The following is a 12467-nucleotide window of genomic DNA, read 5'->3' on the forward strand; positions in this document are numbered from 1 at the left end:
ATATGAACTCACTTAAGGATTGGTACTAATGTCTGCCTATGTTGTTGTTGCTTTGGAAGTCAATGAGGAAGAACAGTTCGCCGAGTACGTTGAGAAAGTGGCAGACAGCTTTGGTCTGTACAGCGTCGACGTACTGGCATCCTCAAGTGAGCTCGAAGTGATTGAAGGGGTAGCTCCTTCGGAACGCATTGTGATACTGCGCTTCGAGTCACCCGAAAGGGCACGTAGTTGGTACAGCTCGCCCGAATACCAACGCGCACTCCCGCTCAGACACGCTGCCGCAGATACCAAGTTCATGGTCACGGTCAAGGGGCTCGCCCTGGCCTGAGCTTAGCCGGGCCACCTGCGGTTGCTCCGCCCGAAACCTCAGCTCAGGTTCCTCGAATCGCAGGTCTCCGCGGCTATGGAACGACAACGCAAGGCCACAGGAGCGGTGACGTTTCAGCCGAAACTTGGATGGTTGCTTGGGATCTGTATCCGCAGATGATCCCGGTGCGTCCCCAATGCGACTAGTGAAGGATAATAATGACTAAATTCTCTACCTGTGAGAGCGCCCTGCTGACCTCTGTTCCCACCGGCCTGCTGATCAACGGTGAGTGGCGTCCGGCCGCCTCGGCCAGGACGTTCGACGTGGAGGACCCGGCCACCGGCAAGGTCCTGCTGAGCATCGCCGACGCCGGACCCGAGGACGGTGCCGCCGCGCTGGACGCCGCCGCCGCGGCGCAGGAGTCCTGGGCTAAGGTCCCGCCGCGGGAACGCGGCGAGATCCTGCGCCGCGCGTTCGAGCTCGTCATCGGGCGGGCGGAGGACTTCGCCCTGCTGATGACCCTGGAGATGGGCAAGCCGCTGGCCGAGGCCCGCGGTGAAGTCGCCTACGGGGCGGAGTTCCTGCGCTGGTTCTCCGAGGAGGCCGTGCGGGCCTTTGGCCGGTATTCGGTATCGCCGGACGGGAAGTCCCGGCTGCTGGTGACGAAGAAGCCGGTGGGCCCGTGCCTGCTGATCACGCCGTGGAACTTCCCGCTCGCGATGGCCACCCGGAAGGTCGCCCCGGCCGTCGCCGCCGGCTGCACCATGGTGCTGAAGTCTGCGAACCTGACCCCGCTGACCTCCCAGCTGTTCGCGGCCGTCATGCAGGAGGCCGGATTGCCCGCCGGCGTCCTGAACCTGATCCCAACCTCCACTGCCGGCGCCACCACGGGCCCGCTGATCAAGGACACCCGGCTGCGCAAGCTCTCATTCACCGGGTCCACCGAGGTCGGGCGCCGCCTGCTCGCCGACGCGTCGGAGACGGTGCTGCGGACCTCGATGGAGCTCGGCGGCAACGCCCCGTTCGTGGTGTTCGAGGACGCCGACGTCGACGCCGCCGTCGCCGGGGCGATGATCGCGAAGCTGCGCAACATGGGCGAGGCCTGCACCGCGGCGAACCGCTTCATCGTCCACGAGTCCGTCGCGCAGGAGTTCGCACAGAAGTTCGCCGCGAAGATGGCGGAGATGACCACCGGACGCGGCACCGAGGCCGAGTCCAGGGTCGGCCCGCTGATCGATGCCAAGAGCCGGGACAAGGTCCACGAGCTCGTCACCGACGCCGTCAGCGATGGTGCCGTCCTAATCATGGGTGGGGCACCGGCGGACGGACCGGGCTACTTCTACCAGCCCACCCTCCTCCTCGACGTGCGCGAGGGGACCCGGATCCTGTCCGAGGAGATCTTCGGCCCCGTCGCCCCGGTCATCACCTTCGCCTCCGAGAACGAGGCCGTGCGGCTGGCCAACAACACCGAATACGGTCTGGTGGCCTACGTCTTCACCCGGGACCTCAACCGCGGCATTCGGATGGGCGAGCGGCTCGAGACCGGGATGCTGGGCCTGAACGCCGGCGTCGTCTCCAACGCCGCGGCACCGTTCGGCGGGGTCAAGCAGTCCGGACTGGGGCGTGAAGGCGGCCTCGAAGGCATCGAAGAATACCTCTACACCCAGTACATCGGCATCGCCGACCCCCACGCCGGTTAACGTTCGGGCAGTTCCCGTACACCCCGAAATCGCAAGGGGTCTCCCATCCTCGCAGCCTGGGAGGCCCCTTGTTCGGAACGGTTCTGGATCAGATCTTGCAGCCCGCCGCTCGCGCACTGGCGTCCGTTGCAGCTGAGCGAACAACGGCTTGAAGTACACCCCAACCTGACTAAGCGGATCATGTACGTGCGGGTGAGCACTCTGGACCGGAGCGGGCAGCGCCAGCATGACCGCCTCGTTCTTGACGGGGTTTGCACTGACAAAGCCTCCGGCAGAAACATCGCGCGCCGAACAGCTCGCCGAACTGCTGCGGTTCGTTCGGGTGTTCAGTACATGGAACTGTAGGCAAAGGCGTAGTTGATGCCTACAGTTCCAGCGTAGGCAGGCAGGACTTGGCAGCGTTGACTGCTTCTATTCCGGCCAGCTCGAGGTGCGGATGACGTCAACGAAGTCGGTACGGTTAAAATCCGGGCAAAAGTGTGTCAGAACATCTGCGTTGACGTTCCCGAAGGTTGTGCCGGGGCGGTGAACATTGCCGTCCCGGAAGGCTTCGAGGATCTGGCGCTTGAAATCAGGCCGGGGGTGGGCATCTGTGACGGCATGCAACACGTCCGGATCGAGATCCTGATAACCGATTCCCAAGACGTCCGTCTCGACGCCGGCAGTCACCAAAGCTATCTCTGGAGATAAAAATTCCGGGATCCCTGGAGTCGTATGAAGAGCGACTGCTGTCCATACATTGGTGACCTTTTCTTCCGGAACCCCGTGGCGTCTGAGGAAGTCCCGGGCGGCATTGGCCCCGTCGACTTCGAACCTCAGATGGTCCGTTCCGTGGGCATCTGTCAGGCCCAGGTCGTGGAACATGGCCCCGACATACAACTGCTCCAAGTCCACGTCCAAGCCGCGCCGCTGCCCCTGGATCGCGCCGAACAGATAAACCCGGCGCGAGTGATGGAACAGCAGATCGTTCGTGGCGTCCCGCACAAATGCTGTGGCCTCAGCCACGAGCCGCGTATCCGGGACAGGAATTCCAGCAATTACCTCGGTCAAAGCATTCTCCTCAGACAGTCACGGGCCGTTCCAGACTGAGAAAGGCCCAATATCCATCCTGGCCGCGATACAGTTCTGTTGCCATGTCTTTTCAGACCAATACCCCACAGATTCAGACACAGACGTCTCTCTCGCCCGCCAGCAGCAAACGCCACGCCGGTATCTTCGTTTTCGACGGCGTTCAGTTGCTGGATGTCACAGGACCCGCGGAAGTCTTCCACGCAGCCGGTTACGCTCTAAACCTGTATTCCCCTGACGGGAACGACGTGACCTCCTCGGCCGGCGTCCGCCTCGCCGTCCACGGCGCGGCAGTCGATTCTCCAGTCCTGGACACCCTGATCCTTGCCGGCTCAGACACCCTTCCGGGGAGCCGGTCCCTGCTCACCACCCTGCAGCCCGCACTGCTGACCCTAGCTAAGGACGCACCGTCGGATTGCGTCGATCTGCACGGGGGCTTTTCTGTTGGCAGAGGCCGGCTACCTCGATGGTCTGAAAGCGACCACGCATTGGCGTTTCGCTCCGCAACTGCGTCTGCAATATCCACGTGTTGCCGTCCAGGAGGATTCAATCTTTATTGGATCCGGCAGGATCTTCACCAGCGCGGGCGTGACGGCCGGGATTGACCTCGCCTTGGCTCTTGTGGAGGAGGACCACGGGGCAGCTGCTGCCCGGGACGTGGCGCGGGAGCTGGTTGTTTTCATGCGCCGCGAGGGCGGTCAATCACAGTTCGCCAGCCCGGGCGAAACGCAGAGGACAGGTGACGATGGCCTCCGGAAGATCCTTGACGCTGTCAGGGCAAACCCTGCTGCCGGTCACAGTGTCACCGACCTTGCCCGCCGGGCGGGACTGAGCACCCGGCAGCTCGCTCGGAAGTTTCAGGCCGAATGGGGAAGCCCGCCAGCGAAAGTAGTTGCAGCAGTCCGCGTCGAAGCGGCCCGGGAGATGCTCGAAGCTGGCCATTCCGTCACATCAGCTGCGATGCGCAGCGGGCTAGGCAGTGATGAGACCCTCCGCCGGCTCTTTGGTGCCACCTATGGCGTGGCGCCGGGGGCATATCAGAAACGCTTCAGGTCCACAGGAAATTGGACCACCTAATCTTGCGCTGAGGCATACCGCCTACCCGTTTGTCGCGGCTATTGCCCCTCTCGTCGCAAAGTGTTCGCCGAGGACCGCGGCCGGTCGCTGGTGCCGTTCCATCCCACCTCTCCAGGTCGCTTGACGGAATCATAATTATCGGCTCTTTGAAAAAGTAGGCGCGGGAGGGAGTGATTGTAAAAGGGCCTAGCGCGGTGGTTGCGTTCAGCATTCACCCCCGATACTGGATCACCAGGTCGGGCCGCCAGACTTCGACAGGTGCTCTCAGCTGCAGGCGGGACGGCGCGTGGTTTTCGTCGATGTTTAGATGGACTCGAAGGATCTACCTTCCTCGATAAGCTGTTCACGCTCCCGTGCGAATGCTTGCGCTGTCCCCGAAGGCGCGCTGAGACGCCGCGGCACAACTCCGCCTCGTTATTGACTGGTGCCCTCTTCGGAAGACCTTCTTTAGTAGCCGACCTGGAGCGGGACCTACGCCTCGCACTGCCTGCGCCAACTGCCTGTAGAACGCAGGATAATTGCCATTCAGAGTGGAGACTGAAGTGCTGACGGACGCCTGAGGCCCATAGCGCCCCTGGTTTCCGATGGTTCTACGCCGCATATTGGGCATCATTCGGCAGCTACCCCTCCGCGAGGGCTTTCTCTTGCCCACCAAGCCCCCATTTTGGCTAGGCACCGACCAACCAAAACCAAGGACAACTGCTGTCAGGACCCAGAAAACGTTCTGGTCAGCATTTTGTCCCCCGGGTATAACGAGTAGGTGTAACGCAACTCGGATTCAACGGTGCGTTAGAGAACGCCTCGTTCGTGTCCTTCTTCGATGGTGACCAACGTTGTTCTGAGGTGCTCAACCGTTAGGCTGACGACACCTTCCACGTCCCGTTGTCGGTAGAGCTCCACGAGGCGAGCATGTTCATCATTTGACTGGGCCAACCGTTGGGGATTGGCGCGCAGTGAGATGCCAACGAACGCGGCTGCGCTGTCACGGAGACCCGCGATAATTGACGACAGCTTGCTGCTTTCGCCCGGAAGGGCCAGCGCCTCGTGGAACTGACGGTTTAGCTCGGCCCATGCCGTTACGCTTTCCGTCGACTCCATCGCAGTGCACAACTCCTCCGCACGGGCGATCTGCGCGGCGGAAATCTTGTCCATCGAGCGGCGGACTAGAAGGGGCTCTAAAACCATCCGGAGTTCGTACACTTCCTTAACTTCCTCCAGATCGAGGCTACGCACGAGGGCGCCACGATGGGGGTCAAAGATCACGAGTCCCTCTGCCGCCAGGTCGCGCAAAGCCTCCCTGACCGGAGTCACGCTGACCTCGAGTTGGCTGGCGATCTCCGACTGAATGATGCGCGTACCCCCGGTCATCTGCCCGTCCACTATCGCTTCACGCAAGGCACGCAGAACATATTCATGGGCAGTGCGGCTCCGTCCGGGCGATCCGGCCTGCCTTGGGATCACCATAGATCTACTTCCCGTCGGCTGAGGTGCAACAAAATTACCCAAATTACTCAACGTGAACCAAATTCCCTACGTAGGAACCTCGAACCTCAAACTCGGTGCGTATCGATTCACGGTCGAAACCTGCGTCGAGTACGGCCCTGAGCAGCACAGCCGCTTTGCGGCCGTCCAACCACCCGGCTGGAATAACTCCGCGCTCCAGAAGATCCCCCTCCGAGCCGGAGAACCCGTAGGTCCCGCTGAAGGTCGTGCCAGCGCCGGTCCGTGTGGTAAACACGACCGGCACCCGGGGCAGGGCGGCACTAATCACGTCGGCAAGCTTATGGGAAACATGGCCAACACCGAAAGCTTCCACAACAGCCCCGTCGAACCCCGCATCAACGGCCAGTTGAAGTAGATCTCCCTGATCGCCGAGATGTGTCTCTAAAAGCGCTATCCGCATCGGCCGACTGGGTTCCGGCAGAAGCAGGGGGCCAGGTCGCCGTGTCCGGTTCCCATAGATAACCCGCCCTTCTTGGACCTGGCCGAGAGGCCCGAAGGACGGAGAGCTGAACGCTCCGAGGCCGCTGGCGCGTATCTTTCGCACGCGAGCGGCTGAGTGAACCTCATCATTCATCACGACCAGGACCCCCTGGCTGCGGGAGGAAGGATCCGCTGCCACCTGCACCGCTGCCAGAAGATTGGCAGGACCATCAGCACCAGGCACTTGCGGCGGACGCATCGCACCGGTCAGAACCAGAGGTTCGGGCCGGTCCCAATAGAGATCAAAGAAATATGCCGTTTCTTCAAGGGTGTCCGTACCCTGCACAAGGACGACGCCGTTCGCGCCCTCTTCCACTGCTAAACGCGCCCAGGTCAACGCTTCGGCGAGCTGACCGAAGCTAAGAGAAGCTCCTGGGATCGTGAACAGCGTTGTGGCGCAAAGGTCAGCCACATCGCCAAGACCATTGATGTCGGCTACCAAGGCGGAGGCATCCAGCGCCGGCTTGACGCCTCCACCTGTGCCGTCAGTGGTCATGGTGATAGTGCCCCCCATTGACGCCAACGCTATCTGAGGCTTTTTCATTAACTCTCCCTTACCCTGCGGCGGCAAACAGCTCTTGCGAAATCGATTATATAAGATATACATTATGTGACGTCGGCAACAATAACAATCGAATGAGGTCAGATGAGCAGCATCTCAGCATCGAAAACGGGGACCGTGCAGAGCGGTATGGACCGTCTTACCAAGTCAGTGGCAATCACCAGTTTCGTCGTCGTCGCGCTGTCTTACGTCATCAATGCCATGGACCGCCAGGTATTCCCTGTGCTTCTTCCCGCGATCCGCAATGACCTGGGTTACACGCTTGCCGAGGGCGGACTTACCGCAACCATCTTTACGCTGGGCATCGGCTTAGCCGGGGTGCCCACGGGGTTCCTTCTTGACCGGGTATCCCGCAAAACGGTCATGTTGCTTGGCATTGCTGTGTACTCGGCCTTCACAATTCTTACCGCGGTGGCCACCGGATTCTTTGACATGATGCTGTTCCGGGCGATCACCGGGATCGGGGAAGCCATGCAGAACGCGGCCCTGTTCTCGGCTGTTGGAGCCTATTTCTTTGCCAACCGTGCACTGGCGATCGGTGGCCTGAACTTCGCCTTCGGTCTGGGTGGATTCCTGGGCCCGCTACTGGGCGCGCAGTTCTCCGTCGCCATGGGCGGCTGGCAGGCGCCGTTCTATGTTTACGGAATTATCGGATTCGTATTTGTAGCCATCATTTGGATCTTCATCAGCAAACGGTTCACCGAGCAAGTCGAGGGGGCTTCCGCGGAGCAGCAGGCGGTTAGCTTCGAACATGTTCCTGAGCGGTTCCTGAACCGCAACGTGGTGATGCTCGGAGTGACCGCCGCCGTCGTGGGCCTGGCGATGTACGGCTTCATCGGCTTGTACCCCACGTTCCTGCAAAGCGTTCTGGGTCTTAGCGTCACTGAAGCTGGAACTGCCGCCAGCATGTTCGGCCTCGGAGCCATGGTGGGACTTCCGGCGGGCTACCTCAGCGATAAGTTGAACCAGCGCTACGTCCTCATCGGTGCACTGCTCACCGGTTCGGTCATCGGATATCTGATTTTTAACGGACCCACTGCTGCCGGCTGGCAGTACCTTCTTTCCTTCTGCGAGGGAGCGGTAGCGAGCGGATTCTGCTTCGTGGGGCTCTACGCCGCCCTGCAGCGCTCCGTCCGCCCCCACATGATTGGTCGGGCCTCCGGCTTCTTCGTCAGCTGCTTCTACATTCCCGCTTCCATCGCCGGCTACCTTTTCTCAGCCCTGGTCGGAGCAGTCAACTGGGGCGGCGCCGGATTCTGGCAACTTTCAGTTCTTCCCCTCATCGGCGTTGCTGCCATGCTCTTCGTCGACACCAAAAAACTGTCCAACTCAGCTACCAAGACTGCCCACTGACATCTGTCACGACCCGAAAGGCCTTTCTATGATCACCACCAAATCAGGACCGCGCCGCTGGCACGAACAGCGATGGGTTATCGACTCCGTTCTTCGCACCGACGGCCTCGAATGGGACCAGCCCAGGATTGCCTACACCCTTCGGCCCATGGGAGTTGACGCGAACCCCGACTTTGCGGTCGCAAGGTCCAGCATTAGCAAGTTCGCTGACATCACGCCCGTGTTCACTGCCCTGGCAGAACGCCGGGAAGGCAAAGCCAAGCAGGCCGAAGCAGAGGGCCGTAACATCTCCGCACGCGAGCACTACTTCCATGCTGCCTTGCTGTACGCCAGCGCTGAATGGCCCATCTGGGAAGACTCACCGGCCCTGACCGCACTCGATGACCGAAAAAACGAGTGCTACAGCTCCTACGCCAGGCTTGCCGACCACCACGTGGAGCGGGTGGAAATCCCCTTCGGAGATGCCTACATCCCGGGCTGGTTTCACCTGCCCCCCGGGTACTCCGGCGGCGCAATCCACACCGTCTTGGCCTGCGGTGGAATGGATGCCGCCAAGGAACTGAACGTCAACCTCTACGGAGACAAGCTTCTTCAACGAGGCTTTGCTGTGCTTTCCTTTGACGGCCCAGGCCAGGGCGAAGCACCCATCCGCGGAGTCAAGTTCACACCGACAGCCTGGGTCGAAGCAGGCGACGCGATCATGGACTGGTGCCGCGGACGCGAAGAAATTGACAACAACAAAATCGTTGGTTTTGGTCTTTCCTTCGGGTCCTACTGGATGTCGCAAATAGCCGCCACCCAGCCTGAACTGAAAGGCGCAGCAGTTGGTCTTGTCTGTCACGAACCTGGCGGGCACATGATCTTCGAAATGGCATCACCGAGCTTCAAAGCACGCTACATGTGGATGTCCGGCCTCGAAAACGACGAAGACACCTTTGACAAAATGGCCCAGGAGATCGACCTGCGGCCGGTCATGCCCAAGATGGAAATCCCCTGGCTGGTGATCGCCGGTGACGAAGACGAGCTCTCCCCAATGGAGCACAGTTACGACTTGGCAGGGCGGAGCCCCAGCCCCTCCCCCATGCTCGTGTATCAGCAGGGACGGCATGCGCTGTCTCTGCCCACGCCTTCAGTGGCCAATGGTCCCAACTGGCTGACGTACTCTGCCGATTGGCTGTTGGACCGGGTGAATGGCGTTCCTGCGGAAGACTTTGTCGACTACGTTCTGCCCACCGGGCAGATCGAACGCCGGCCCCACCCCAAAATTCTGATCAACTCTGAGAACTAAGGACCGCCATGACCACGAACCTCCCCTTTCTTGACCGCCACAGCGTCGCTGTCGTCACCATCGATGTGCACCGTGGACACCTTGACCCCGAGGTGGCTACCATGCCCCTTCCAGCCGAAGCGGCCGCCCGGGTAACCAAGGCAAATGCCGTACTCGTCAATGCTGCGCGGGAGAAGGGAATCCCCGTCGTTCACGTCGTAACTTCCTATCATGGTGTCGAAGAGATAGCCGCGAACCCCTGGTGGAAGTCAGTTGCCGGAACAGACGCCACCCGGGCCAACGTTCTCAACCATCAGCTGCCGGGCAGCCCCGGCCTGGAAGTCATGCCCGATGTGCTGGATCCCGGCTACGACATAGTCGTCGACACTAAGAAGCGCTACGACGCTTTCACCTCCAGTGAACTGGACCACGTCCTTCGAAGCCGGGGCATTGACACCATCCTGCTGACGGGCGTCAACACGAACAGCTGCGTTTTGGCTACGACCGTGGCAGGGAATGCCCTGGACTACTCTGTCGTCGTCGTCGAAGAATGTGTTGACACCATGGACCGCACGCTGCACGAATCGGCATTGAAAATCATCCGGCAGGCCTTCGGCTGGGTCGGAACCACCGAAGAGGTGCTCGCCGCGCTGTGACGGTCATAGATATACACTCCCACGTTATCCCGCCCGCCTTAGTGAAAAAAATGAGGGAGGGCAACGCGCCGGACGGCATCCGCATTGAAGACCGGGATGGTCAGCCATGGGTTGTTCACCGGCAGGGCTACCAGTACCCATTGCTCGAAAGCTTCCACGACGTGCCTTCCCGAATCGCTGCGATGGATGCCGAAAACGTTGACATCGCGGTCCTTTCGGTTGCACCGCCGCTGTTCCTTTACTGGATCGAAGGAAGCAGCGCCCGTGCCGCGGCGCAAACCATTAATGATGCGATCGCGCAGATGGTTGGTATGGCCCCGGACCGTTTCGCAGGTATCGCCACACTGCCGATGCAGGACCCGGCAGAGGCTGTAGTTGAACTGCGCCGGGCAGTTGAAGAGCTCGGACTAAAAGGGGCTCAGGTTGGGGCCAACATCGAGGGCGTCCCACTGGATGACCCATCCCTTCGGCCGGTCCTTGAAGCCGCCGAAGAGTTGGGTGTGCCACTGGTGATCCATCCTTACTATGTTGGCTCCTCCCCAGGCCTGGACGACTTTTATCTGACAAATCTTCAAGGAAATCCTTGGCAAACGGCCGTTTGCGCCTCCCGAATGATCCTTTCCGGAGCCCTCGACGAATTGCCGGACCTTGATCTTGTCCTGGTCCACGGTGGCGGGCACCTGCCGTACCAGATCGGACGCCTGGATCACGGCCATAAAGTGCGTCCTGAGGCAAAAACCCCTGAACAGCCGCCGAGCAGCTACCTCCGTCGGTTCCACTACGACACACTGACCCACCACCCCGAATCCACCCAATGGCTGATCGAGAAGGTGGGTGCGGACAGGGTGCTGTTCGGCACAGACACACCTTTTGATATGTGCGGTCCAGCCCTCAACGAGCAGTTGGGAGACTTCACCGGAAGCGACGAGGACAGGCAAGCAATAGCTGGCGGAAACGCCGAATACCTCTTCTCACTGAACAGGACACACCACTCATGACCGAAAAGATCCTCCTACACATCAACGGCCAAGACGTCCCCTCCAGCGACGGAGCGGTGTTCTCGGTAAAGAACCCAGCCACAGGCGAAGAACCGTATGCCGTGTCGCACGCCACGCCCGATGACGTCGACGCAGCCATTCAATCTGGCCAGCGAGCCTTTGAGGACGGACGGTGGAGGGACGTCCCCGCCCGCGAAAGAGCACGGGTCCTGAACCGCGCCGCGGCGCTTCTGACTGAGCGCATCGACGAACTGGCAAGGCTGGAGACTGTGCAGATCGGACGCACCCTCAGGGAAATGCGTGCCCAGCTTCGCCGCCTGCCCGAGTGGCTGGAGTACTTCGGGGCAGTCGCCCAGACCGCTGAAGACACCGGTCCCAACTTCGGTGCCGAACACCTGAACGTCGTCCGACGGGTCCCGATCGGGGTGATCGGTCTAATCACCCCGTGGAATCATCCGCTCCTCATCACCATGAAGAAGCTTTCAGCCGCCCTCGCTGCGGGCAACTCGGTGGTCATTAAACCCAGTGAACTTGGACCCGTCGTACCTGTCCTGCTTGCCAAACTCCTCGAAGAAGCCGGCGTGCCCGCCGGAGTGGTCAATGTAATCCCCGGACTTGGCAGAACAACAGGCAAGGCGCTTTCCGAGCACCCTGGCCTGGCAAAGCTGGACTTCACTGGAGGGACAGAAACAGGACGGGTCATTGCCGCGAACGCGGGCCACTCCCTGATCCCTGTCACCGCTGAACTGGGCGGCAAGGCACCGGTTCTCGTTTTCGAAGACGTCGATATCAACCGGGCAGCGGCCGGTGCGCTCTTTGCCGCCTTCATCGCCACAGGCCAAACGTGCGTTCAAGGGGCCCGGATCCTGGTCGACCGCCGCATCTACGGCGACTTCGTAGAAGCACTAACCAAACGTGTGTCTGCCCTGCGTCTCGGTGATCCCCTCGACCTGCAAACCCAAATGGGCCCGATGGTCTCAGAGGCTCAACGGGAGAAGACTGCCGATGCAGTCAACAGGGCACGGGCTCAGGGAGCCACCGTGCTATCCGGGGGCAGAGCCCCGGAAGGCCAACAGTACGAAAGAGGGTGGTTCTACGAACCCACCTTGGTCGCCGATGTCGGACCGCTACAGGACCTTTGGTACGAAGAAGTATTCGGACCCGTGACACTTGTAGTCCCCTTTGACAATGAAGCGGACGCAATCCAGCAGGCCAACGATTCCCCGTTCGGCCTCGCGGCGTCCGTGTGGACGCAAGAGATAGGCCGGGCCATCCGCGTCAGCAAAGCACTGCAGTGCGGAATCGTCTGGATCAATGACCACCATAGAATCGACCCAGCGTCACCATGGGGTGGTTTCAAAGACAGCGGTCTTGGCTCAGAGAACGGTCTGGATGCTTACAACGCCTGTACCAAGAAACAGAGCCTCATCATCAACACATCCGACTCGCACTTCGACTGGTTCGCATCAGTTGAAGACCTGCGCTACTCCTAGGAG

Annotated in this window: 11 protein-coding genes; 8 read left to right on the forward strand and 3 right to left on the reverse strand. The window is 60.8% G+C overall.

Translation table 11 applies throughout. The features are described 5' to 3' along the window. The first annotated feature begins 28 nt into the window (after positions 1 to 28). Complete coding sequence (locus GUV69_RS22380; protein WP_164207095.1) at positions 29 to 328, forward strand: DUF1330 domain-containing protein; 300 nt, start codon at positions 29 to 31, stop codon at positions 326 to 328. A gap of 197 nt (positions 329 to 525) precedes the next feature. Then, positions 526 to 2007 (forward strand): NAD-dependent succinate-semialdehyde dehydrogenase, encoded by a 1482-nt coding sequence (locus GUV69_RS22385; RefSeq protein WP_164207096.1) that lies wholly within the window; start codon positions 526 to 528, stop codon positions 2005 to 2007. A gap of 411 nt (positions 2008 to 2418) precedes the next feature. Here the strand turns inward: GUV69_RS22385 and GUV69_RS22390 are convergent, their stop codons facing one another. Beyond that, positions 2419 to 3057 (reverse strand): HD domain-containing protein, encoded by a 639-nt coding sequence (locus tag GUV69_RS22390; protein ID WP_164207097.1) that lies wholly within the window; start codon positions 3055 to 3057, stop codon positions 2419 to 2421. A 462-nt stretch (positions 3058 to 3519) separates the two neighbouring features. Between GUV69_RS22390 and GUV69_RS23475 the strand changes: the two genes are divergently transcribed. Beyond that, positions 3520 to 4152: a GlxA family transcriptional regulator gene (locus GUV69_RS23475; RefSeq protein WP_280113782.1), complete on the forward strand. Its 633-nt coding sequence runs from the start codon at positions 3520 to 3522 to the stop codon at positions 4150 to 4152. Between the two features lie 789 nt (positions 4153 to 4941). On the opposite strand, the gene GUV69_RS22400 is transcribed toward GUV69_RS23475, so the two are convergent. After that, positions 4942 to 5616 (reverse strand): GntR family transcriptional regulator, encoded by a 675-nt coding sequence (locus tag GUV69_RS22400; protein WP_164207098.1) that lies wholly within the window; start codon positions 5614 to 5616, stop codon positions 4942 to 4944. 43 nt (positions 5617 to 5659) lie between these two features. Next, positions 5660 to 6742, reverse strand: coding sequence for an asparaginase (locus tag GUV69_RS22405; protein ID WP_348272268.1), 1083 nt, complete (start codon positions 6740 to 6742; stop codon positions 5660 to 5662). 39 nt (positions 6743 to 6781) lie between these two features. Here GUV69_RS22405 and GUV69_RS22410 point away from each other — a divergent pair, with 39 nt between their 5' ends. Genes GUV69_RS22410 through GUV69_RS22430 form a run of 5 tightly spaced genes read left to right on the forward strand, consistent with a single transcriptional unit; the run spans position 6782 to position 12464 of the window. Continuing rightward, positions 6782 to 8050: an MFS transporter gene (locus GUV69_RS22410; RefSeq protein WP_164207100.1), complete on the forward strand. Its 1269-nt coding sequence runs from the start codon at positions 6782 to 6784 to the stop codon at positions 8048 to 8050. Positions 8051 to 8078: 28 nt separating this feature from the next. Further along, a complete protein-coding gene (locus GUV69_RS22415; RefSeq protein ID WP_164207101.1) occupies positions 8079 to 9338 on the forward strand; it encodes an alpha/beta hydrolase family protein in 1260 nt (419 codons plus the stop codon). Between the two features lie 8 nt (positions 9339 to 9346). Further along, positions 9347 to 9973: a cysteine hydrolase family protein gene (locus tag GUV69_RS22420; RefSeq protein ID WP_164207102.1), complete on the forward strand. Its 627-nt coding sequence runs from the start codon at positions 9347 to 9349 to the stop codon at positions 9971 to 9973. Beyond that, positions 9970 to 10971: an amidohydrolase family protein gene (locus GUV69_RS22425; protein ID WP_164207104.1), complete on the forward strand. Its 1002-nt coding sequence runs from the start codon at positions 9970 to 9972 to the stop codon at positions 10969 to 10971. Before GUV69_RS22420 ends, GUV69_RS22425 begins: the two co-directional genes overlap by 4 nt. Continuing rightward, positions 10968 to 12464: an aldehyde dehydrogenase family protein gene (locus GUV69_RS22430; RefSeq protein ID WP_164207106.1), complete on the forward strand. Its 1497-nt coding sequence runs from the start codon at positions 10968 to 10970 to the stop codon at positions 12462 to 12464. The genes GUV69_RS22425 and GUV69_RS22430 overlap by 4 nt, the downstream gene beginning before the upstream one ends. The last annotated feature ends 3 nt before the right edge of the window (positions 12465 to 12467 follow it).

This window comes from [Micrococcus luteus] ATCC 49442 (assembly GCF_010367585.1).
In the GTDB taxonomy this organism is placed as follows: Bacteria; Actinomycetota; Actinomycetes; order Actinomycetales; family Micrococcaceae; genus Arthrobacter; species Arthrobacter luteus_A.

Bases quoted from the DNA above. Each gene is read 5' to 3' on its own strand.
- GUV69_RS22380 (WP_164207095.1), top strand. From the start codon at position 29: ATGTCTGCCTATGTTGTTGTTGCTTTGGAAGTCAATGAGGAAGAACAG.
- GUV69_RS22415 (WP_164207101.1), top strand. From the start codon at position 8,079: ATGATCACCACCAAATCAGGACCGCGCCGCTGGCACGAACAGCGATGG.
- GUV69_RS22405 (WP_348272268.1), bottom strand. From the start codon at position 6,742: ATGTATATCTTATATAATCGATTTCGCAAGAGCTGTTTGCCGCCGCAG.
- GUV69_RS22400 (WP_164207098.1), bottom strand. From the start codon at position 5,616: ATGGTGATCCCAAGGCAGGCCGGATCGCCCGGACGGAGCCGCACTGCC.
- GUV69_RS22385 (WP_164207096.1), top strand. From the start codon at position 526: ATGACTAAATTCTCTACCTGTGAGAGCGCCCTGCTGACCTCTGTTCCC.
- GUV69_RS22410 (WP_164207100.1), top strand. From the start codon at position 6,782: ATGAGCAGCATCTCAGCATCGAAAACGGGGACCGTGCAGAGCGGTATG.
- GUV69_RS22430 (WP_164207106.1), top strand. From the start codon at position 10,968: ATGACCGAAAAGATCCTCCTACACATCAACGGCCAAGACGTCCCCTCC.
- GUV69_RS22420 (WP_164207102.1), top strand. From the start codon at position 9,347: ATGACCACGAACCTCCCCTTTCTTGACCGCCACAGCGTCGCTGTCGTC.